Source organism: Rhizobium sp. BK060, from assembly GCF_014193145.1.
GTDB lineage: Bacteria > Pseudomonadota > Alphaproteobacteria > Rhizobiales > Rhizobiaceae > Rhizobium.
This window is the reverse complement of the sequence record NZ_JACHYW010000013.1, coordinates 35798-58508: the sequence shown is the minus strand read 5'-3', so window position 1 is coordinate 58508 and position 22711 is coordinate 35798. Positions and strand designations below refer to the sequence as shown.

General features: G+C 60.9%; 21 protein-coding genes and 1 pseudogene. 12 read left to right on the top strand and 10 right to left on the bottom strand.

The features are described 5' to 3' along the window. Positions 1-542: 542 nt before the first annotated feature. The gene (locus tag FHT71_RS15790) at positions 543-1445 is read left to right on the top strand and encodes a HEPN domain-containing protein (protein WP_183720849.1); all 903 of its coding nucleotides are present in this window, start codon (positions 543-545) and stop codon (positions 1443-1445) included. Between the two features lie 246 nt (positions 1446-1691). Here FHT71_RS15790 and FHT71_RS15785 read toward each other — a convergent pair whose 3' ends face one another. Both FHT71_RS15785 and FHT71_RS15780 read right to left on the bottom strand, forming a co-directional pair. Beyond that, positions 1692-1838 carry a hypothetical protein gene (locus FHT71_RS15785; protein WP_183720846.1) on the bottom strand — a complete coding sequence of 49 codons (147 nt, stop codon included), beginning with the start codon at positions 1836-1838 and terminating at the stop codon, positions 1692-1694. Positions 1839-1859: 21 nt separating this feature from the next. Then, positions 1860-2036, bottom strand: coding sequence for a hypothetical protein (locus FHT71_RS15780; protein ID WP_183720844.1), 177 nt, complete (start codon positions 2034-2036; stop codon positions 1860-1862). Between the two features lie 50 nt (positions 2037-2086). Here FHT71_RS15780 and FHT71_RS31690 point away from each other — a divergent pair. Next, positions 2087-2420 (top strand): annotated as a pseudogene (locus FHT71_RS31690) (DoxX family protein); the annotation flags it as partial. Between the two features lies 1 nt (position 2421). Here FHT71_RS31690 and FHT71_RS15775 read toward each other — a convergent pair. Beyond that, entirely contained in the window at positions 2422-2754 is a 333-nt protein-coding gene (locus tag FHT71_RS15775; RefSeq protein WP_183720841.1) for a hypothetical protein, read from the bottom strand. 354 nt (positions 2755-3108) lie between these two features. Between FHT71_RS15775 and purU the strand changes: the two genes are divergently transcribed. The 9 genes from purU (at position 3109) to FHT71_RS15730 (ending at position 14801) form a co-directional block, all read left to right on the top strand. Then, complete coding sequence (gene purU / locus FHT71_RS15770; protein ID WP_007798326.1) at positions 3109-3993, top strand: formyltetrahydrofolate deformylase; 885 nt, start codon at positions 3109-3111, stop codon at positions 3991-3993. A gap of 108 nt (positions 3994-4101) precedes the next feature. After that, entirely contained in the window at positions 4102-7029 is a 2928-nt protein-coding gene (locus FHT71_RS15765) for an aminotransferase (RefSeq protein WP_183720838.1), read from the top strand. Positions 7030-7549: 520 nt separating this feature from the next. Continuing rightward, on the top strand, positions 7550-7744 hold the full coding sequence (locus tag FHT71_RS15760; RefSeq protein ID WP_007529092.1) for a hypothetical protein: 195 nt from the start codon (positions 7550-7552) through the stop codon (positions 7742-7744). Positions 7745-7864: 120 nt separating this feature from the next. After that, positions 7865-8896 carry a P1 family peptidase gene (locus tag FHT71_RS15755; protein ID WP_183720835.1) on the top strand — a complete coding sequence of 344 codons (1032 nt, stop codon included), beginning with the start codon at positions 7865-7867 and terminating at the stop codon, positions 8894-8896. 18 nt (positions 8897-8914) lie between these two features. Continuing rightward, on the top strand, positions 8915-9835 hold the full coding sequence (locus tag FHT71_RS15750) for a LysR family transcriptional regulator (protein WP_132589362.1): 921 nt from the start codon (positions 8915-8917) through the stop codon (positions 9833-9835). Positions 9836-9984: 149 nt separating this feature from the next. After that, the gene (locus FHT71_RS15745) at positions 9985-11514 is read left to right on the top strand and encodes an ABC transporter substrate-binding protein (RefSeq protein WP_183720832.1); all 1530 of its coding nucleotides are present in this window, start codon (positions 9985-9987) and stop codon (positions 11512-11514) included. Positions 11515-11561: 47 nt separating this feature from the next. Further along, on the top strand, positions 11562-12509 hold the full coding sequence (locus FHT71_RS15740) for an ABC transporter permease (protein WP_183720830.1): 948 nt from the start codon (positions 11562-11564) through the stop codon (positions 12507-12509). 1 nt (position 12510) lies between these two features. Next, positions 12511-13377 (top strand): ABC transporter permease, encoded by an 867-nt coding sequence (locus tag FHT71_RS15735; protein ID WP_037083579.1) that lies wholly within the window; start codon positions 12511-12513, stop codon positions 13375-13377. A 32-nt stretch (positions 13378-13409) separates the two neighbouring features. After that, positions 13410-14801, top strand: a complete 1392-nt coding sequence (locus FHT71_RS15730) for an amidase (RefSeq protein WP_183720828.1) — start codon at positions 13410-13412, stop codon at positions 14799-14801. On the opposite strand, the gene FHT71_RS15725 is transcribed toward FHT71_RS15730, so the two are convergent. From FHT71_RS15725 to FHT71_RS15715, 3 genes are all read right to left on the bottom strand, one after another. Continuing rightward, positions 14794-15651: an NlpC/P60 family protein gene (locus tag FHT71_RS15725; protein ID WP_183720824.1), complete on the bottom strand. Its 858-nt coding sequence runs from the start codon at positions 15649-15651 to the stop codon at positions 14794-14796. The genes FHT71_RS15730 and FHT71_RS15725 overlap by 8 nt on opposite strands. A 10-nt stretch (positions 15652-15661) precedes the next feature. Then, positions 15662-16012, bottom strand: a complete 351-nt coding sequence (locus tag FHT71_RS15720; RefSeq protein ID WP_132589370.1) for a MarR family winged helix-turn-helix transcriptional regulator — start codon at positions 16010-16012, stop codon at positions 15662-15664. A 117-nt stretch (positions 16013-16129) separates the two neighbouring features. Next, positions 16130-17518, bottom strand: coding sequence for a M17 family metallopeptidase (locus tag FHT71_RS15715; RefSeq protein WP_183720821.1), 1389 nt, complete (start codon positions 17516-17518; stop codon positions 16130-16132). 141 nt (positions 17519-17659) lie between these two features. Between FHT71_RS15715 and FHT71_RS15710 the strand changes: the two genes are divergently transcribed. Beyond that, the gene (locus FHT71_RS15710; protein WP_007798358.1) at positions 17660-18490 is read left to right on the top strand and encodes a tetratricopeptide repeat protein; all 831 of its coding nucleotides are present in this window, start codon (positions 17660-17662) and stop codon (positions 18488-18490) included. A 2-nt stretch (positions 18491-18492) separates the two neighbouring features. Here FHT71_RS15710 and FHT71_RS15705 read toward each other — a convergent pair whose 3' ends face one another. The 4 genes from FHT71_RS15705 to FHT71_RS15690 all read right to left on the bottom strand — a co-directional run bounded on the left by FHT71_RS15705 (position 18493) and on the right by FHT71_RS15690 (position 22686). After that, positions 18493-19125, bottom strand: coding sequence for a LysE family translocator (locus tag FHT71_RS15705; protein WP_007798360.1), 633 nt, complete (start codon positions 19123-19125; stop codon positions 18493-18495). Positions 19126-19207: 82 nt separating this feature from the next. Beyond that, complete coding sequence (locus tag FHT71_RS15700; RefSeq protein ID WP_007798363.1) at positions 19208-20191, bottom strand: type II secretion system F family protein; 984 nt, start codon at positions 20189-20191, stop codon at positions 19208-19210. A 13-nt stretch (positions 20192-20204) separates the two neighbouring features. Further along, positions 20205-21212 carry a type II secretion system F family protein gene (locus FHT71_RS15695; RefSeq protein ID WP_007798366.1) on the bottom strand — a complete coding sequence of 336 codons (1008 nt, stop codon included), beginning with the start codon at positions 21210-21212 and terminating at the stop codon, positions 20205-20207. 4 nt (positions 21213-21216) lie between these two features. Further along, positions 21217-22686, bottom strand: coding sequence for a CpaF family protein (locus FHT71_RS15690; RefSeq protein ID WP_183720818.1), 1470 nt, complete (start codon positions 22684-22686; stop codon positions 21217-21219). Positions 22687-22711: the final 25 nt, after the last annotated feature.

The following is a 22711-nucleotide window of genomic DNA, read 5'->3' as shown; positions in this document are numbered from 1 at the left end:
CTAGGGCCGTTGGTGAACCGGCTGTTGTTGAGGCGTGGTGTTACCTGAGCCTGTGCCATATAAATCTCGGCTCAATCCTAGGCACAATATATGCACATTTCTGCGCACATGAAGACCCCTTTGAGAACTGCACCCTCCCCGGCTCCCCCAATTTAGGACGAGGAACGGCCGGCGTCGCATCTGGCCCAGAGAGTTCCGCCATCTGGCGCGGATTCATCAACAGTGCCTTGCGGCCCATCAGGCCCTACCGTCGCGAATCCCTTCCCGGAAAGACGATGGCAGATCCTGTATAGCCAGGCAGCGCTCATTCGCAACGGGCGGCGGACCGGGACGCATTGCCGACAGACAGTACCGTCTTTGCCTGGAGACGGAAGCGGTGCATCTCTTGCTTGCGCTTCTGTGCAAGAAGCGCTCGCGTGGCTCGACCGAAGGTCGTCACCGCCCCGGAAAGGACTGCCACCTCTTGCACTTTCGCCATCGGCAGTAGAGAATCTCACGCATTGCGGTATTGGTAATTGCAGAACTTAAAAGGGCAGATTGCCTTGATCATTCTCGAACAGCTCGATCATCTCCCCGACAAGAAGCGCCGTGAGCTGAGCCGCGTCGTGCAGATCATCTTCGAGGAGTTCGAGGACGCCCAGAAGAACAAGTTGTCGGACAAAGCCCGCGCCGGCCGAATCCTGAAACTGATCCTGTTTGGCAGTTTCGCACGTGGCGATTGGGTCGAGGATCGCGACAGCGGCTATCGTTCCGATTACGACCTGCTGGCCGTCGTCAACGTCGAGAGCTTCGCCGAGGAGAACGACGTCTGGCAGACGATCGACGATCGGCTGACACGGGAGTTCGCTGTCACCGGCCGCCTTAAGACACCGGCCAAGGTGATCGCCCATAGCCTGGCCGACGTCAACGACAAGCTGGCGCGGGGACTGCCGTTCTTCATGGACATCGCCCGTGACGGGATCGTGCTCTATGAAACGCCCGGCCATCCGCTGGCCGCGCCGAAACCGCTGAGACCGGAGGCTGCTCGAGCGGAAGCGCAGCGGCATTTCGAGCAGTGGTTTCCGGATGCAGGCGAATTTCTACTAGGCGCCGAGTTTTATGGGGAACGCAAAAACAGAAACCTGTCTGCATTTAGTCTGCATCAAGCCACCGAGCGCTTATACCATTGTGTGCTCCTCGTGCTGACGCTCTACTCCCCGAAATCGCACCGGCTCAGCGTGCTTCGAACGCATGCCGAACGGGTCGAGCCGCGGCTGATCGAGGCATGGCCGCGCGACAGCAAGTTTGCCAGGCGCTGCTTTACCCGGCTTGACCGGGCCTATGTCGATGCCCGTTACTCGCCGCATTACGAGATCACGACCGAGGAGCTTGCCTGGCTGGTCGGGCGGATCAAGGTGCTGCAGTCTCTCGTCAAGGATGTCTGTGAACAGCGCCTGCGCAGTTAAGGCCGGTCGAAGGCCCGACGGCAGGCGTTGCCGGCAGATGGCCCGCGCGCCGCCGGATAGCAAGTTAAGCTACGCCGGCTCCCCCTTCACCGTCGCTACGATCCAGTCTATCCGGAGCCGCTGTCGAGCGGTCATATGCCGTAAGCCAGGATTATGCTGCATGGCCCAGAGTTGCAAGAAAGCCGCTACAACGGCTTCCTGTTTCTTCCGCGAAAAGACATCACCAATGCAGGTAACGACGTCCGATCAGGCTGCCGATTGCAGTCGAGGCCGCGATCGGCAGATAAGAGCGATGCAGTCGTGTGGGGTATGATCGAGCAGCCGCAGCATACGGTAGAGTTTCTGCGGGATCGTCAGCCCCTGCATATGGTCCATCGCGATTTCATCGTGCATGGGCGTGTCTCCACACATGAGTTAGCGAACGGAACAAAATGCGTCCGTCCGTAAGGCACCGGCGAAATTAGCCGAGAGGTAGAACGCAGGAGTCTCCGCAACAGCCGCCGCGACCGAACCGGCAAGCGACATGCCTGCTGCCAGTGCTTCGATATAGGCGGCACCATCGGCCGGCAGGCGATGAACCTCGACGCTCATATGAGCTCGGACGATCAGCGCATCTTGGCCGCACCAGTCGACAACCGGCCCGAGTTCAGATCGATGGCTGGCACGTCGCCGACAACGCAGTCTGCCTGTTCGAGAATGAATACAAGTTGCCGTTCGTCGATACTTGGATCGGCGCTCATCTGGCGGCAGTTGCCGAACACGTCTTCCCACGCTGCTGGTTATCGGTCTGGCAAGCCGTCTCTCCGCCCTTGCCCTTCCTGGCATGGCAGTGGTGATCGAGTTATTCGTCTATCCCGATGCTTGGCCGACGCATGGCACCTGGGCCGTCTGCTTCCTCGTGATCATGGCCGGGGGCCAGGGCGACCATCGATCGACCACCTGATCGCGCGCCACTTTGGCGACGCCGCCCGATAGCTCAGCGAACCGGCTGATAGTGTCCGCGCCGCGGCACCTGCGTCCCGACGCTCTCCACGCCGTCACGATCGCAGACATAGACGAGGGTCGGCAGCCCGCCGGTACGGAAGATCTTATCGTATCCGCGGCGAAGCGGCCGCGTCTCCGTCCGGCAGTCATACTGTTCTTCGTCCTTCGGCTCCGGCCGTGCCTTGACGCCCGGCAGGTTCGCGTAGGGATAGATCGACTGGGTCTGTGCTTCCCCGGCGCGCCGCCAGTCCGTGGCAAAGCTTGCTCCCGGCGCCAGGCTTGCGCCGGCGGCCATGGCTATCAACAACGCTCTTGCGAACCGCATATTTGCCGCCTCGCCGGATATCGGACTTCATTTTCTTCGTGGATGTAGGCGCAACAGCGATCCGCATCAAGCAAGCGGATCACTCTGTCGGCCGTCATCTCGAAAACGTGACTTCGTCGAGGTGAGTTGCCTGCGGTGCTGCGTACGGCGGGGATACGCGTCTTGACGACGCAAGCGGAACGGAGTTTTGCGTGCTCTGCCGTAAGTTGGTCGCGACGGGGGGACGCAAGGGCCTGCAAGGTTCTGACGGTTTCTCTTGCAAATAGTTGCACGAATGAAGGCGCGGTGCTCTATCCGTGACTTTCGCTTTGATCTAAGCAGCCGGCCGATAGGCGGCGCGAGAGGACGGAACAGATGACGAGCTATGTATTGACGGTGACGTGCAAGTCGACGCGCGGGATCGTTGCGGCGATTGCGAACTACCTGGCGGATCAAGGCTGCAACATTGTCGATTCGTCGCAGTTCGACGACCTCGATACCGGCAAGTTCTTCACCCGTGTTAGCTTCATTTCAGAAGAAGGTGTGGGCCTTGCGGCACTGAAGGAAGGCTTCAAGCCGGTCGCCGAGAAATTCGAAATGGATGCTGAAATCCATGCTGGCGACAGCCGCATGAAGGTGCTTCTGATGGTGTCCCGTTTCGGCCACTGTTTGAACGACTTGCTCTACCGCTGGAAGATCGGTGCTCTGCCGATCGATATCGTCGGCGTGGTCTCCAATCATTTCGACTATCAGAAGGTTGTGGTGAACCACGATATCCCGTTCCACCACATCAAGGTGACGAAGGAAAACAAGCCGCAGGCCGAGGCTCAGCTCCTCGACCTCGTGGATCAGACCGGCACCGAACTGATCGTGCTCGCGCGCTACATGCAGGTCCTTTCCGACGCCATGTGCCGCAAGATGTCGGGCAGGATCATCAACATCCATCACTCCTTCCTGCCAAGCTTCAAGGGCGCCAACCCATACAAGCAGGCCTATGAGCGCGGCGTGAAGCTCATTGGTGCCACGGCTCACTATGTGACGGCGGATCTCGATGAGGGCCCAATCATCGAGCAGGATACGGCCCGCATCACGCACGCTCAGAGTGCGGACGACTATGTCTCTATCGGCCGGGACGTCGAGAGCCAGGTGCTGGCGCGTGCCATCCATGCCCATATCCATCGCCGCGTTTTCCTGAACGGCAACCGCACGATCGTATTTCCCGCAAGCCCGGGCAGCTATGCCTCCGAGCGCATGGGCTGATCGCTGCGGCGGGTTGCCGTTGAGTGAGTGAGATCTCCTCGCTTGCCGGTGGCAAGGATTCGATTATCTGCTTAGTCTGCAAAATCGAATCATGCCGCGGGGGATGCCATGACTGACGAGACGCTTGCCGATCGCGCGACGTTGCCACGCCCTGACGTGAGCGCCGCGGAAGCTGGCGACATTCTTCAGTCGCGCTATGGCTTGTCGGGTACGATCACTGAGCTCGGCAGCCAACAGGACCGCAACTATCGTCTGGATACGGACGAGCGGCGCTACGTGCTGAAGATCTGCCACGTGGCGTACGCGACGCTGGAGCTCGAGGCGCAGAACGCGGCCATCCACCACATCAGTACGAAGGAGGGTGCACCGCGCGTCCCGCGGGTGATCCCGTCGACCGACGCCCAGGACATCGTTGCTGTCACCGTCCGCGATCAGACCTATCAGGTTCGCCTTCTGGAATATCTGGAAGGTGAGGGGCTGACGCATCGGAAGCATCTGCCGAAGGAGTCGGTCGCGGCACTTGGGGGGCTCTGCGCACGCCTGGCGCAGTCGCTGGCCGATTTCACGCATCCCGGTCTCGATCGCAGCCTGCAATGGGATTTGCGCCGTGCCGGTCCAGTCGCCGTCCAGCTGCTGTCGGCGATCACCGACAGCGCTGCGCGCGATCGCATCGCCAAGACGATGGTATCAGCCGTGCGGCGAATCCAACCCTTGGCGCCATCCTTGCGTCTGCAGGCCGTGCACCACGATGTGACCGGCGACAACGTCGTCAGCCGTCGCGACGATCGCGGCCACCTGGTTCCAGACGGCGTCATCGATTTCGGCGATATCATCCGCGGCTGGCTGATCGGGGATCTGGCGGTCACCTGCGCCTCACTGCTGCATCAGGCAGATGGCGATCCGCTCTACATTCTTCCTGCGGTAAAGGCATATCACGAGGTCTATCCGCTCACGGAAGAAGAGCTGCGGGCGCTCTGGCCACTGGTCGTTGCCCGCGCCGTCATTCTTGTCGCCAGCAGCGAGCAGCAGATCTCGATCGACCCCGAGAACGACTATGTTCGCGGCAATCTCGAACTTGAGCGCCGCATATTCGATACGGCGGTATCCGTTCCGTTCGAACTCATGGAGATCGCTGTCCTCAAGGCAGTCGGTATCGAAACGGCCGCGCTGTCGTCGGAGAACTGGCATCCGCTGTTACCCGATGTCGATCCAGCGACCATTTCCTTCGTCGATCTCGGTGTCCAGAGTCCGCATTTTGCCGCGGGCAACTGGTCGCAGGCCGACATGGATTGGCGGCTGCTTGCCCGCGCGGCGACGGAGACCGGTACCGCGGCCACGCGCTACGGTGAATACCGATTGTCGCGCTCGAAGCTTCGGAGCGCCGCCCCGTCTTCAACCTTCACACTGCATTCCGACATCTGCCTCGCAGGCGGCACCACGGTTGCTGCTCCATTCGCCGGGAAGGTGAGTTGGAAGAACCACCATTTCGTTCTGGCAGGCGAGGGCATCAGCCTTCATCTCGACGGAATTGAGCCGTCGCTTGAGGATGAAGCAGAGGTCGAAGCCGGGCAGTCGATCGGGACCGTCTCTGGCGAAGACGGCTCTCTCGGTGGACTGCGCGTGCAGCTCTCCACCCTGCAAGGCGCGGAGCCCCCGCTGTTTTGCGCCCCGCAGGAAGCGGTCGCCTGGTCTGAACTGTGTCCGTCGCCAGCCGGCCTTCTCGGCCCCGATGTGAATGCGCGGAAGCCGGTGTCGGCGGAACTGTTTGCGCTCAGGCAGGCCCATCTCGCAAAGCCGCAGAAGAACTACTACGAGATGCCGCCGCAGATGGAGCGCGGTTGGAAAGAGCATATGTTCGATGTCGAAGGCCGCGCCTATCTCGACATGCTCAACAACGTCACGATCCTCGGCCATGGCCACCCGCGCCTGGCCGAAGCGATCAGCGAACAGTTGCTGCGGCTGAACACCAATTCGCGATTCCACTATGCCGCCATTGCCGAATTTTCGGAGCGCCTTGCGTCACTTGCCCCGGAGGGGCTGGACACGGTGTTCCTCGTCAACAGCGGATCGGAGGCAAACGACCTCGCGCTACGGCTTGCTTGGGCTCACACCGGCGCCAAACACATGCTCAGCCTTCTCGAGGCCTATCACGGCTGGTCGGTTGCCAGTGACGCAGTCTCCACGTCAATCGCCGACAACCCACAGGCTATGACGACGCGGCCCGACTGGGTGCATGCCGTTCCCTCGCCAAATACATATCGGGGTGCCTTCCGTGGGTCGGAATCAACGATCCACTACCTGGAAGCGGTCGTTGAGGTCCTTGAGGCCATCGACGCAAAAGGCGAGGGGCTGGCCGGCTTCATCGCCGAGCCGGTCTTTGGAAATGCCGGCGGAATTTCGCTTCCGGACGGTTACCTTGCGGCGGTTTATGGGCAGGTCCGGGCTCGTGGCGGCGTCTGCATCGCCGACGAAGTGCAGGTGGGTTACGGACGGCTTGGGCGCCATTTCTGGGGTTTCGAGCAGCAGGGCGTCGTCCCCGACATCATCACTGTCGCGAAGGGTATGGGAGACGGGCATCCACTCGGCGCTGTGATCACGACTAGGGCCATCGCCGGTTCACTGGAGAAGGAAGGCTATTTCTTTTCGTCCACGGGCGGCAGCCCGGTCAGTTGTGTGGCCGGTATGACGGTGCTCGATATCATGGGCGATGAAGGTCTGCAGGAGAACGCGCGCGATGTCGGCGATCACCTCAAGGGTCGTCTTGTGGCGTTGATCGAACGCTATCCGCTCGTCGGTGCCGTGCATGGCATGGGACTTTATCTTGGCCTCGAACTGGTCCGCGACAGAACGACGCTGGAGCCGGCGACCGAAGAGACCGCGGCAATCTGCACCCGACTCCTCGATCTTGGCGTCTTGATGCAGCCGACTGGCGATCACCTGAATGTGTTGAAGATTAAGCCGCCGCTCTGCCTGACAGTCGAGAGTGCCGATTTCTTCGTCGACATGCTGGAAAAGGTGCTCTCGCAAGGGTGGTAGGCCGATTTGTGGCAGCGTTAACCATTTCGGTCATTTCGAGGTTTTCCGTCTTTTAATCAAATGCCCCATTGCCGGAATCAGCAGCACTTCCTATGTCTGCTCCATGATCGAAAGAGAGCTTCGGACCGTCACGCGAATTGCACAAAGACTTGATAGGGTTCTTGCAGTCAATTCGAGCATGATGGAATGAAATTTTCCGAATGGTCGATTTTTTGACATGTTTCGGAATATGTTTCTGACAGACTGCGATGTATAGTCTACCAATAAAGTAGATTAATAGCGCAGTCGTCGCCGGCCCTGGAACACCAGGGCCTCAAGCAAGCGCAACGCCAGAGAAAGGAACGAGACATGACCGACATCGATACTCTCGCCAATTTCCTTGGGCGATCCGTGCTTGGCAATGACCGTCCGGGCGCCCTCTCCCGCCCGAACTGTCGAATGTGACCTTCGTCCACCTTTACGGAATCAGACAAGTCAATTCGCCATCGCCAGCGCATACCGCGCGGCAGGAGTTCTACGCATGAAAAAAGAAGTAATCGAGTACGCAGGTGTTCCCGTCGGGATCGTCATCCCGGATGAGAACCGGTTGAAGTTCATCGCAGTGAAGTTTCACGTTCACGATCTGGACGAGCAGCATTTCAGCTCGCCGGCGGAAGTGAAGCTCGCTATCCATGATCTGATGACCCGCCGTCACCCGAAGCCCATCCATGCCTGAGAGCATGAAGCACGGCCTAACCAGCCTTGACGGATTTCAGACCGGTCTTGCCAAAGGTGAGGCCGGTCTTGTCTTTTGATCGCCGTTGCGGTCCTATCGCGCGCTCTTGCTTAAACAAGGATGACGCGCGTGCTCAATCTGATCACCGACATTGAAGGGGTCTCCGTCGGGAACGCGACGGATCTGAAGCTCGGCTCAGGTGTAACCGCAATCGTCTTCGACGAACCTGCGACGGCCTCCGGCGTGGTACTAGGTGGTGCTCCCGGCGGCCGCGACACAGCTCTTCTCGATCCGTCGATGACGGTCGGCGCAGTCGACGCCTTCGTGCTTTCCGGTGGCTCCGCATTCGGCCTTGACGCAGCAGGCGGCGTTCAGGCGGGTTTGCGGGAAGTCGGCCGAGGCTTTCCGGTCGGCGATGTGAAGGTGCCGATCGTTCCCCAGGCGATCCTGATGGACCTGCTGAACGGCGGTGACAAGAACTGGGGTCTGCAGTCGCCCTATCGCGACATGGGCTATGAGGCTTTCAAGACGGCGGCGAAAGGGCCGTTCGCTCTCGGTACCGTCGGCGCTGGCGCGGGTGCAACGACCGCGACTTTCAAAGGGGGGCTCGGTTCGGCAAGTGCCGAAACCGGCGCCGGCCTGAAGATCGCGGCGATCGTTGCCGTCAACGCGCTTGGCTCGGCGACGGTGGGGGAGGGACCGCATTTCTGGTCGGCGCCCTTCGAGCAGAACGGAGAATTTGGCGGCCTTGGCTTGCCCTCGCCGATCTCTGAAGCTGACACCCGCATGCGGCTGAAGGGCATGAGTACCACGGCGACAACAATCGGCGCCATTGTCACCGATGCCGAATTGACCAAGCAGGAGGCCCATCGCCTGGCGATCATGGCTCACAATGGTTTCGCGCGCGCCATGCTGCCGGCTCATCTGCCGCTTGATGGCGATACCGTCTTTGCGGCCTCGACGGGCAGGAAGCCGCGGCTGGATCTTTCCGCTTTTCTGGAGCTCTGCCACTTTGCTGCAACGGTCATGGCGCGCGCCATCGCGCGTGGCGTCTACGAGGCCACCGTTCTTCCGGTGGCCGGCGCGCAAGAGGCTTGGCGAGACCGCTACCCGGATCGCGCAAGATCGCCTAAACAGGGCGACATTGCCTGAAGCGGCGGAGACCACGACATGCAGATCCGTGCCCTGATGTATTTCGACGAGCTGGTGCGCACGAACTCCATGCGCCAGGCCGCGGAGAATCTGAACGTCGCGCCGACGGCGATCAGCCGGCAGATCGAGAACCTGGAGTATCACTTTGGCGCGCCGCTTGTGGAGCGCAGCGCCCGCGGCGTCAAACTGACCGCTGCCGGCGAGTTGCTTGCGGCGCGCGCAGGGCGGACGCTGCGCGAACTCGATCACGTCGGCGAGCTTATCGAAGACCTGAAGGGGTTGCAGCGCGGCAAGGTCAGCATTTATGCCAACGGCGCCACCGTCGCCAATCTGCTCGCTCCGGCGCTGGCGGAATTCAGCCTGAAATATCCAAAGCTGCGCTTCGAGGTCGCGATCACCAGCGCGCGGCAGGCGATCGAAGCGGTCAACGGCGCGGAAGCCGATATTGCCGTGACGTTGTTCGCGCCTCCGTTGTCGGGCACGAAAGTACGACTGCGCTCGGAAATCGCCTATGATCTGATCGTTGCTCCAACACATGCCGTCGCGGAACGGCCCGAGATCCAGCTGAAGGATATCGCCGAGTACTCCTTGGCGCTTCCCGACCAGTCTTTCGGTTTCCGCCAGGCTTTCGATGCGCGCATCGAGAAGGATGGCCTTGATGTTGAGCCCGTCTTCGTCACCAGTTCGCTCGAAATGCTCAAGGAGCTGGTTTTGAGCGGCGCAGCCGTAACTCTGTTGCCGGCGTTGACTGTCCGTCGCGAGATCGAGGCAGGCCAGCTTCGCGCCATTCCCTTGGCCGGCAAGAATGCGATACGCACTTATGTCGATCTCTGCGTCGCTCCTGACCGCCAGCTTTCCTTTGCGGCAACAAAGTTGGTGGATTTTATTGAACGGTTCATGCGTGAGCGCGCGGAAACAAGTTTGCAGCCAAAGGATTAGCCTCATGGACTTGCTCGGAACACATCTTCGAGTGTAGCACTTTCGGCTACAGTGAGCACACATAATCGCCATTGTGTGTGCACTCCGAGAATGACACCTTAGCGCGCGTAAAGGTCATCGCCACGGCGGCGGCCAGACAGGGGAATATAATGATGAAGGTTTCGCTTGCGCCGTCGGCGCGGCTGGCTCGGCGGCTCTATCTCGGCGTGGCCGCTTCGGTCGGCGTCGCTCTGCTGGGGCTTACCCCGGCGGAAGCCGCCAAGACCACGCTGACCCTCGGTATGACAGTAGAGCCGACTGGCCTGGATCCAACGATTGCGGCCCCTGTCGCAATTGGCCAAGTGACATGGCAGAACATCTTCGAAGGCCTTGTCGCAATTGATGAGGACGGCAAGGTGCAACCGCAACTCGCCAAGAGCTGGGAAGTCTCCCCGGACGGCCTCGTCTATACCTTCAAGCTACAAACCGGCGTCAAATTTCACGATGGCGAGGCTTTCGATTCTGCCGCGGCGAGGTTCGCGCTTGATCGTGCTCGCGGTGCCGATTCGGTAAATCCGCAGAAGCGCTTCTTCGCTTCGATTGCTTCCATCGAGACGCCCGACCCGGAAACGCTCGTCCTGCATCTCTCGGCTCCAACGGGCAGCGTCCTCTATTGGCTCGGTTGGCCAGCCTCCGTCATGGTGGGGCCGAAGTCTGCCGCCGCAGACAAAACGACGCCTGTCGGCACCGGCCCGTTCAAGTTCATGAACTGGGCAAAGGGCGACAAGGTCGAGCTCGAAAGGAACGCCGACTATTGGAACAAAGATGATGCGGCAAAGCTCGACAAAGTGACCTTCCGCTTCATCGCCGATCCGCAGGCCCAGGCCGCGGCGTTGAAGTCGGGCGATGTCGACGCCATTCCGGAATTCGCGGCGCCCGAGCTGATGAGTTCGTTCGACGGCGATGCCAAGCTGGTGACTAAGATCGGCAATACCGAGCTCAAGGTCGTGGCCGGCATGAACAACGCCAAAAAGCCATTCGACGACAAGCGCGTGCGTCAGGCCCTGATGATGGCGATTGACCGCAAGACGGTTGTCGACGGTGCTTGGTCCGGCCTCGGCACGCCGATCGGCAGCCACTACACACCGAATGATCCGGGTTATATCGATCTCACCGGCGTTCTGCCCTACGATCCCGTAAAGGCCAAGGCACTGCTTGCCGAAGCCGGCTATCCCAATGGTTTCACCTTCACGATCAAATCGCCGCAAATGGCCTATGCGCCACGAAGCGCACAGGTCATGCAGGCAATGCTGGCTGAAATCGGCGTGACGGTGACCATCGAGCCGACCGAGTTTCCGGCCAAGTGGGTGCAGGATGTCATGAAGGACCGCGCCTACGAGATGACGATCGTCGCCCACGCAGAACCGCTCGACATCGACATCTACGCTCGTGATCCATACTACTTCAACTACAAGAATCCGGCTTTCAACGACCTGATGAAGGAGGTGCAGGAAACCTCGGATCCTGCAGCGCAAGCGAAGATCTACGGAGAGGCTCAGAAGATTCTGGCCGAGGATGTGCCGGCGCTCTATCTCTTCGTCATGCCCAAGCTCGGCGTCTGGGACAAGAAGCTGAAAGGTCTCTGGGAAAATGAGCCCATTCCCTCGAACGTCCTCACGAAGGTCTCCTGGGAAGACTGATTGCGGATGGGTGGTATGGCGGGGCGGCAAACAGTACCGGACGTGAAATGATAGCCCTTCTGTCCCGTCGTCTTGTTGGTCTGATCGCAACGCTCGCCGTCGTTTCCCTGTTGGTCTTTGCTGTGATGGATCTTCTGCCGGGCGATCCGGCCTCCATCATGCTCGGTACGTCGGCTTCGCCGGAAACGCTGGCAACTCTCCGTCATGAACTTGGTCTCGATCAACCGCTCTTGTGGCGCTATGGTGAATGGCTCGCCGGCGTATTCCGCGGCAATCTCGGCCAATCCTATACCTACGGCGTGCCGGTGGCCGGGCTGATCCTTGAGAGATTGGCGGTGACGCTCCCTTTGGCGCTGATGGCAATTGCGCTCTCCGTCGCCATCGCCATTCCTCTGGGTGTCCTGGCGGCCGCGCATCGCGGTGGGCTGCCGGATGCCGTGGCTTCGGTATTTTCGCAGATCGGCATCGCCGTTCCCGGTTTCTGGGTGGCCCTGTTGCTGATCATGCTCTTCTCGACTGCGCTCGGCTGGATGCCGGCTGGAGGTTTCCCGGGGTGGGGTGTCGGCATCTTGCCCGCTTTCAAGGCACTTGTTATGCCCGCAATAGCGCTCGCCTTGCCGCAGGCAGCCGTCCTGACGCGCGTCACGCGTTCCGCCGTTCTGGAGACCATGCATGAGGATTTCACGCGAACAGCGCTTGCCAAGGGACTGTCGAAGCGCCGGGTCCTGTGGCGCCATTCGGTGCCGAATGCCCTCGTTCCCGTTTTGACGATCCTGGGCTTACAGTTCACTTTCCTGGTCGCGGGCGCGGTTCTTGTCGAAAACGTTTTCAACCTCCCAGGCCTCGGTCGGCTTGCCTATCAGGCGTTGTCGCAACGCGATATCATCGTCATGCAGGATGTCGTGCTGTTCTTTGCCGCGCTCGTTGTTGTCATGAACTTCATCGTCGATCTCTCCTATTTGGCGATCGACCCGCGCTTGCGGAAAGGCGTCTGATATGGCGCCTATCGTATCCAATCAAATGAACGCTCGGCGCCGGCGATTTGAAATTAGCCGGAGAACGGGTCTGGTGGTGGGCGGCGGGATCATTGCTGTTCTTGTTGTCGTCGCGTTGCTGTCGCTTGTCTGGACACCGCTGCCGCCGGCAAAGATGCAGATCGTTCACAAGCTGCAGCCGCCCTTGGCGTTCGGCGTTCTCGGCACCGACCAGTTTGGCCGGGACGTCCTTTCGATGATGATGGTCGGCTGCTGGAATTCTCTTTCGATCGCCATCGCCGCCGTGTTGATCGGCGGGACGCTCGGATCAATCGCCGGTATCGCGGCCGCCGCCGTGCGGGGCACATTCGAAACATTGCTGATGCGCGCCTGCGATGTCGTCTTCGCATTGCCGCCGATCCTCTCGGCAATGATGCTGGGAGCCTTTCTCGGTCCGGGTCGACTGACGGCGATCACTGCAATCGCGACATTTATGATTCCCGTGTTTGCGCGGGTCACGCTTGCCACAGCCCTGCAGGCGTGGAGCCGCGACTATGTGCTCGCCGCTCGCGCAATCGGGAACAGCCGCTTCACGATCTCCGTCCGACACGTGCTGCCCAATATCATCAGCCAGATCATCGTCCAGGCGACGATCCAATTGGGGCTGGCAGTGCTGACGGAAGCGGGCCTCAGCTTCCTTGGCCTCGGTATCGCGCCACCGGCTCCTACCTGGGGCCGTATGCTTGCTGACGCACAAACTTACCTTGCGCTCGCGCCGTGGCTGGCAATCCTGCCTGGGCTTGCCATCGCGCTCTGCGTCTTCGGCTTCAACATGCTTGGCGATGGGCTGCGCGACATGCTCGACCCTCGCGAGGCGAATCGCCGTTAGTTTTCGAAACCACAGCCCCGGATGACCATGCCATGTCCGAAACCGACTTAACGATCCGTGACTTGAGGCAGCGTTTTGCCGATCGCAGCCTGTCGCCGCTCGAATATTGGTTGGCGTTGGAGCGACACATCGAAGCGTGGGAGCCCGCCATCTGCGCCCTTTACGCCTACGATCCAGAGGCGGCGCGCAAGCAGGCGCAGGCTTCGACCGACCGATGGATGAAAGGCGGGACACTCGGCCCGCTCGACGGCATCCCGGCGACGCTGAAGGAGTTAATCGCCACCAAGGGGCAACCGGTGCCGCTCGGGACCAGAGCCGTCGACTTGGTGCCTGCGACCGAGGATGCCCCCGCCGCCGCGAGGCTGCGCGAGGACGGCGCCGTGATCTTTGCGAAGACAACCTGCCCGGACTATGGGATGCTCTCCTCAGGCCTCTCGAGCTTCCATCCTCTGAGCCGAAATCCCTGGGATACGACGCGCAATCCTGGAGGATCGAGCGCCGGGGCCTCTGCCGCGGCCGCCGCGGGTTACGGACCTCTGCACGTCGGTACCGATATCGGTGGCTCGGTGCGCTTGCCGGCTGGCTGGACAGGCATCTTCGGCTTCAAGCCGAGCCACGGCCGCATACCTGTCGATCCGTTCTATGTCGGCCGCTGCGCCGGGCCAATGACACGCACCGTCGAGGATGCCGCCTACGCAATGGCCACGCTCTCGCGCCCTGACTGGCGTGATGGCACCAGCCTGCCCCCGAACGATATCGACTGGATGGACCTCAACACGGATCTCCGCGGCCTAAGGATCGGGTTGATGCTCGATGCGGGATGTGGCCTTGCGGTCGACGACGAGGTACGTGCGGCGGTCGAGGTGGCCGGTCAGCGGTTTGAAGATGCGGGCGCAATTGTCACTCCGGTTCAGCCTGTTCTGACGCGGGTGATGCTCGACGGACTGGACACATTCTGGCGTTCCCGCTTCTGGGGCGATATCGAGAATCTGAGCCCGGAGCGTCGAACCAGAATTCTGCCTTACATCTACACTTGGGCCGAAGGCGGCGCCTCCATCAGCGGTGCCGAGGCCGTCAGGGGCTTCAATCAGACGATCGAGATGCGCAAAAGCTGCGGCCTGCTGTTCACGAAGGTCGACGCCGTGATTTCGCCAACCAACCCCATTGTCTCCTATCCGGCAGACTGGGCTTCGCCGACGAACGATCCGACGCGTCCCTTCGAGCACATCTGCTTCACCGTGCCGTGGAACATGTCCGAGCAGCCCGCCGCGTCGATCAACTGCGGTTTCTCGCGATCCGGAATGCCGATCGGCCTGCAGATCGTCGGTCCGCGCTTCGACGATATACTGGTGCTGAGGCTGTCGAAGGCTTTCGAGAGCTGGACAGGCGGTGTTAGGTCATGGCCGAAGCCGCCGGTCAGGTGACCGGGCGGCGATAGCCCGTCGGCTGCTGGTAAAGCCAGCCGATGCGCTTGATCGCCTCCTCGAGGTTTTCGCGAGCAACCGTCATCGTATGTCCGTTGGCATGAATAATCGTTTCCGAATCTTCCATAACGGCAACATGACCCTTCCAGAAAACCAGGTCGCCTCGGCGCAGTTCCGACCGACCGATCGGCTCCCCAAGGTTTGCCGACTGCATGTCGGTGTCGCGCGGCGCGCTTCGTCCGGTCATCAGCATCGAAAGCTGGACGAGGCCTGAGCAGTCGATGCCAAGCCCGGAGCGACCGCCCCACAGGTAAGGCGTCTCGATGAATCGGCTTGCCACGTCGACATAGTCGCCCCCTTCGCCTGCGCCGATCGGCTGCAGATGCTTGGCAAAGATCGCCGTGCCGTCTTCCAGCATCGCATAGCGGTTGCCGCGCGTTTCGGCCTCGCCGACAATCCGAACCCGGCTGCCCATGGACAAGATGCTCTTGTGGGGCTTGCGCAGCTCGGCTTCCAGATAGAGAAACGTCCGCTGAACCGTGACGATATGCGTGGGCTCGACCAGCGCATCCGAAAGGGCGGCTTCCGGCAGATAACCGACATAGCCATCGGAGGCGGCCTTGACCCAGCACCAGCCCTCTGCACGGTCGAACACGGTGACGTCCTCGCCGAGGAGCAGTTCGGTATCGATTCCCTTGGCGAGATCCGGCGCGGGTCTGAGCCCAACGACCGGCACGCCTACACGGGCCCGTGTGCCAGGAACGAAGCGCAGGGCTTCCACACGTCCTTCCAGTCCAGCCTCGGCGAGGTCCGGTCGATAGGCATGAAGGCGGCGATCGAGCATCGTCATCGTATCCCTTTCACGGCGTCAGGCGGCGACCCTTGTCGCGCACGAGATCACCAAGCTTTTCCAGATAAAGCGCCCCGCCGACGGTGCGCTTTATCACGACGTTTCGCCGGTCGCGTTCGTCGCGCACACGGTCGACCAGACCCATATCTCCCATCGTATCCAGTGCCCGTGTAATGACAGGCTTGGTCACGTTGAGCGTCGACGCCAGGCCGCGCACGGTATGCGGCGGCGGCACGAGATAGATATGCAGCAGGATCGCCATCTGGCGCAACGTCAAATCGCGATCGTCGAGCCTCACTTGATCGAGCGTCACACCATGCCACAGGCCTAACGCCTGCGAAGCCGTCAGTTCGATCGGCATGGGTCCTCCGGAAACTCGTTACGCTCGCGTTCCATTTTCCGGCAGTGCACCGTGCGAAGCAATGGGGCGGCAAACGTTGCCGCCCGTCACGGTAAATAAAATTTTAACGATCGTCGCCTAGCGCACGCTCTGCCGGATGTGATGGTAGAGCGCGCGAATTGCCTGCGCCTCGCCGCCGCCAGGAGAGTGCGGTCGTTCGGACGGCGCCCAGCCGTAGATATCGAAATGCGCCCAGCGCGTAGTGTTGGAGACGAAGCGCTTGAGGAACAGGGCGGCAGTGATCGCACCCGCCATGCCGCCCGCCGGCGCATTGGTGATGTCGGCAAACTTGGCGCGAATGTCCTTTTCATAGCCGGCGTAGAGCGGCAGCCGCCAAAGGGGATCGTCCGTCTCGAGGCTTGCTTCAGTCAGGTCCTGAGCGAGCTCGGCATCATCGGTAAAGAAGGGTGGCAGGTCGGGACCGAGCGCCACGCGGGCAGCACCCGTCAGCGTCGCCATGTCGATCAAGAGGTCCGGCGCGTCCTCATCTGCATAGGCAAGCGCATCTGCGAGGATTAAACGGCCTTCGGCGTCCGTATTGTCGATCTGCACCGTCAGCCCCTTGCGGCTCCGGTAGATGTCACCCGGGCGAAAGGCATTGGACGAGATCGAGTTTTCGACGACAGGAATGATCACCCTGAGATCGACCTTGAGCTTGGCGTCCATGATCATCAAGGCGAGGCCCATAACGTTTGCCGCGCCACCCATGTCCTTCTTCATCAGCAGCATCGAAGACGCCGGCTTGATGTCGAGACCGCCGGTATCGAAGCAGACGCCCTTGCCGACGAGCGTGATCTTGCGGTGCCCCTTCTTGCCCCAACGCAATTCGAGCAGGCGCGGCGCATCGGCGCTGGCGCGGCCGACGGTATGGACGAGCGGAAAGTTCTGTCGGAGGTCGTCGCCGCTGACGACATTGATCTCGGCCTTGTAGTGGGCCGCCAGGCCGCGGAAGGCTGCTTCCAATTCGTTCGGCCCCATGTCGTTGGTCGGCGTATTGATTAGGTCGCGTGCCAGGAAGACGCCGGCCAGCTGCCGCTTGATGTCAGCTCCATCGGCATCGCGCGGGATCATTAGCGTGGGCGCCGAGGTCTTGTCCGATTTGTACCGGTCATAGCGATAGCTGCCGAGGCCGAAGCCAAGCGAAAGGCGGTTTGCCGTGAGCGGCGCCGTTTCGATGTGCCAGTCGCCGGCCGGCAGCGCGCGCGCAAGCTTGCCGGTGATGTAGGGTTGTTCGGACGGATTGGTGCCGAGCCCGAACAGCGCGCCACCGAGATGACCTTCGTCCGTCGGAATGAGCAGCAGCGAGCCGCTCTCGGCCTTGTAGCCCGCCTTCTTGGCCCAATCGAGTGCGATCGGGTCGATCGTGCCCGTTTCGATATGCGCCGGGGTGACGGCAAAGATCGGCAGCGTCGAGCCGCCCTTGCTGTTGAACGGTGTCGGTCTCTCGATGAACTGATAGGGTGCCATGAGTATCCTTTGGGGCGTCCGGGAATCGCGTCTTAACGGTCTGTTAGGGTTAACAGATTATTGCTGGAGTGAAGATTGCGTCAAAACCTTTCCCTGTTCCGTTTTGAGGTCAGACGCCGATTCGGATCTCAGGGACGCACGATGCCTGCTTCGGCCAATACTCTGCTTGAAACCCGTGTTTTTCAGGGCGTCGCGACTGCGCTCGTCGTACTGGCGCTTGCCGGTTGCACGACGACGAAGGACCGCATGACGACCGGATCCGTGCCGACGCTCACCAAGCCGGTCGAAACGATGAATGAAGTCGAGCTGCGCAGCTCGACCGAGCGCGTCGGACAAGCATACGAGAAGAATCCTCGTGATGCCGCCAATGGCGTGAACTACGCCAACCTGCTGCGCATGCAGGGCCGCGATGCCCAGGCACTGGCCGTCATGCAACAGGTTGCGATCGCCAACCCGAACGACCGAAACGTTCTGGCCGCCTACGGAAAAGCTCAGGCCGCAGCCGGTCAACTGCAGCAGGCGCTCGATACGATCGGTCGCGCCCAAACGCCCGACCGTCCCGATTGGAAATTGACATCGGCCGAAGGTGCCATCCTCGATCAGCTCGGCCGCTCCGCCGAAGCCCGCCAGCGCTACCGTGAAGCGCTCGACATCCAACCAGGCGAGGCATCGATCCTGTCCAATCTCGGCATGTCCTATGTGCTGACCGGCGACCTGCGGACAGCCGAGACCTATTTGCGCCAGGCGGCAGAGCAGCCCACGGCCGACAGCCGGGTCCGCCAGAATCTCGCACTGGTCATTGGTCTTCAGGGCCGGTTCCCTGAGGCAGAGAAGATTGCGCGCGGAGAGCTTTCGCAGCAGCAGGCCGATGCCAACGTCGCCTATCTGCGCTCGATGCTGTCGCAGCAGAATTCCTGGCAGAAGCTTGCGGCCAAGGATAGCGGCAGTAGCGCTCCCACCAGCACCAACTGACCTCAGCGGCCGGCCAGCCCCGAGGTGACGAGCTGTACGCCGAGGCCGGCCATGACCGTCCCGGCCAGGCGATCGATCCACGTCTTTGCAGCCAGATAGAGCCGTCTCGGATGTCTGGCCGAGAATGCGAGCGCCACGACCGTGTACCAGCCGGCTTCAACCGCAAAGACGCCGATCGGCAGCGCCAAGATAAGCCCGAGTGGAACCGTCTTCGGCAGCAAAGCTGCAAAGATGCTTGCGTAGACGACGATCGTCTTGGGGTTGCTAACCTGCGTGAGCAAGGCGGTGGTAAAGCTTCGGGCGAGTGCCCGACGATCGCTTCCCGCATCACCGACATGGATCGGCTCGCGTGCCCCGCGCCAGATTTTGAAGGCCATGTAGACGAGATAGGCTCCGCCAGCCACCTTCAGAACCAGATAGAGCCATTCGAATTGCGAAAGCAGCGCGGTCAGTCCCGCGAGCGCCAAGATGCTGAACGCAACGCCACCAATCCCCATGCCGAGTGCCGCCGCAAGCCCGTCGAGACGTGAACGCGACATTGCAATGCGTGAAACGAGAACAAAACTCGGGCCGGGGCTTATCGCCCCGATGGAGAGAGCAGCGATGATGCTCAGGAAGATGCTTAGGGACGACATCAACGGCTCCTGCCGGCTTACGGAGATGTCGTCCAACCTATGCGCAATGCTTTGAGATGACCAGCCCGGCGGAAATGGCTGGCTAGAAGCGGTCGGCGACCTGGATGCCAGCCGGGCCGAGAATGACGGCGACGAGAACCGGCAGGAAGAACAGGATCATCGGCACCGTGAGCTTCGGCGGCAGGGCGGCAGCCTTTTTCTCAGCCTCGTTCATGCGTTCGTCGCGACCTTCCTGCGCCAGAACGCGCAGTGCCTGCGAAACCGGTGTGCCGTAGCGATCCGCCTGGATCAGCGCCTGGGTGACGGACTGCACCAATGGGATCTGCGTCCGCAGGCCGAGGTTTTCCAGCGCAACGCGTCGGTCGGGAAGGAAGGAGAGCTCGGCCGTCGTCAGGATCATTTCTTCCGCCAGCGGCGGGGAGGCCTCGCCCAGCTCTTCCGAGACACGGCGCATGGCTGCCTCGATCGAAATACCCGACTCGACGCAGATCAGCATCAGGTCGAGCGCGTCGGGCCAGGCACGCTTGATGGAGTGCTGGCGCTTCGACATCCGATTGGAGATGAAGATATTCGGCGCATAGAAGCCGACATAGGCTACGCCAAGTGTCACGAGAAAGCGCATCGGCGTCGGCTTGTCGGCCAGATGATCGAGACCGAAGACCCAGAAGACTGCAAGGCCGAAGAACAGGAATGGCAGCAGGAAACGCGCGACAAGGAACATATTCAGCGCATTTTCCGAGCGGAACCCGGCGGCGCGGAGTTTGTTCATGGTGTTTTCGTCGACCAGCGCCTCGCGGAGGTTGAACTTCTCTACGATCTGCCGAACCGAACGGTTGTTCTGGGTACGAAGCGAGGTCTTTCCGCTCGTATCGGCGTTCATGCGCGCGCGTTCCCGGGCGCGGATCTGTTCGCGTTCTGTGGAAACAGCCTTCATGCGCTTGTTGAGGTCACCACGTTCGAAGAACGGAATGGCGACGGTGTAGAGGCTGGCGAAAACCGCGATCGCGACCAGCACCGCGATCAGCATGGCGGGGTCTGTCAGTTTACTAGCGAGATCAGATGACACGGCCCGTCCTCCATCAGATGTCGAAATTGACCATGTTGCGCATGACGAAAATGCCGATCGACATCCAGACCGCCGAAACGCCCATGATCAGATGGCCGCGAGGGTCAGTGAACAGGATCAGCATGTATTGGGGCGATGTCAGATAGACGAGCGTTGCGACGATGAACGGCAGCGCACCGATGATGACGGCCGAGGCCTTGGCTTCCATCGACAGTGCCTTAACCTTCGCCTTCATTTTCTTTCTGTCGCGCAGCACTTTGGCGAGGTTGCCGATGGCCTCCGAGAGGTTGCCGCCTGCCTGTGACTGGATCGCGATGACGATCGCAAAGAAGCTCACTTCCTGCAGCGGCATGTAGTTACTCATACGCGCGCAGGCATCCGGCACACTGAGACCTACCTGCTGCGATTCCACAACGCGACGAAACTCGCTCTTCACGGGGTCCTTGCCCTCGTTGGCAATGAGCCGGATGGCGTCGTTCAATGGCAAGCCAGACTTGATCGAGCGCACGATGACGTCGAGCGCATTGGGAAACTCCGCGAGGAACTTGTTCTGACGCCGCTTGATCAGAAAGCCAAGCACCCAGCGCGGCAGCCCAAGCCCGGCAATGATGGGCAGGCCGAGCACGACCATAACAGGTGCATCGGCCAGGAACGCGACGAACATCAGGACAAGGCCAAAAATAGCGCTGAACATATAGAAGCGCCCGGGTGTGATCCGGAGACCGGCCTGCGTCAGCCGCGACTTCAACGACAGCTTCTTCTTGGTGTTTTCCTGTTGGCGCTTCTCGAGATCCTTCAAATTGTCCTGCACCGATTTGCGGCGCTTCGACATTTCCTGGACGCGGTCACGAGCCGCCTTGACGCTGGCCTTGTCAGCCTCAGCCGAAACGACACGGTTGACGCGGTTTGCCGACTTCTTCTCGGTCTCGATCCGCGCGAAGAGAAGGCCATAGCAAACGGCACCGGCCGCGACGGCGGCAAGCACGATAATGGCCAACACGACAGGATCGAACCCGAACATCTTACTAATCCTTGGACTTGGCTTCCATTTCGTCGAGGGCGGCGGCAAGGCGCTTTTCTTCGTTGAAGTAGCGTGCGCGGTCCCAGAAATGCGGCTTGCCGATACCGGTCGATTTGTGCCTTCCGATCAGACGGCCGGAGGCGTCTTCGCCTTCAATTTCGTAGCGCATCAAATCCTGGGTGATGATGACGTCGCCTTCCATGCCGATTACTTCGGTGATCTGCGTGATGCGACGCGAGCCATCGCGCAGGCGCGCCGCCTGGACAATGATATCGATCGAGCCGGAGATGATCTCGCGCACCGTTTTCGCCGGCAGTGTGAAACCACCCATTGCGATCATCGACTCGATACGGCTGAGGCATTCGCGCGGCGAGTTTGAGTGGATCGTGCCCATGGAGCCGTCGTGACCGGTATTCATTGCCTGCAGCAGGTCAAAGACCTCAGGTCCGCGCACTTCACCGACGATGATCCGTTCCGGACGCATACGCAGGCAGTTCTTGACGAGATCGCGCATGGTGATCTCACCTTCGCCTTCGATGTTTGGTGGGCGGGTTTCCAGGCGCACCACATGCGGTTGCTGCAGCTGCAGTTCGGCCGTGTCTTCGCAGGTGATGACGCGCTCATCGGCGTCGATGTAGCGCGTGAGGCAGTTGAGCAGCGTCGTTTTGCCCGAGCCGGTACCACCCGAAATGACGATGTTGCAGCGAACGCGGCCGATGATCTGGAGCAGCGTCGCGCCTTCCGGCGTGATGGCGCCGAAGCGAACGAGCTGCTCGAGGTTCAGCTTGTCCTTTTTGAACTTACGGATCGTGAGTGCCGGTCCGTCGATGGCGAGCGGCGGCGCAATGACGTTGACGCGGGAGCCGTCGGGCAGACGGGCGTCGCAGATCGGGCTTGATTCATCGACGCGACGGCCAACCTGGCTAACGATGCGCTGGCAGATCGACAGCAATTGCGAATTGTCGCGGAAGCGGATTTCGGACTCGATCGTCTTGCCGCCGACTTCGATGAAGGTCTGGCCAGCACCGTTGACCATGATGTCGGCGATGTCGTCTCGTGCAAGCAACGGTTCGAGCGGACCATAGCCGAGAACGTCGTTGCAGATGTCCTCGAGCAGTTCTTCCTGCTCGGAGATCGACATCGCGAAGTTCTTGATCGTGATGATGTCGTTGACGATATCGCGGATTTCTTCGCGTGCGCTTTCACCGTCGAGCTTGGCAAGCTGCGAAAGATCGATCGTATCGATCAGCGCGGAGAAGACCTGCGCTTTGGTATCGTAATATTCGTCTGTACGGGTAGGACGCTTTCGCTGCGGCGTCTGCATCGGTGGCGGTGAAACCTGTTGACGCGGAGGCTCGCGCTGCGGTTCGACCAGAACCGCAGGTGCTGATGGGGAGGATTGTTGCGCCGGCGGAGGCGGTGCGAACGCGCCACCCGCCTTGCCAAACCCCTCGTTTCCGCGCTTTCCGAACATGCCTTATTCCAATCCACTCTTGGCG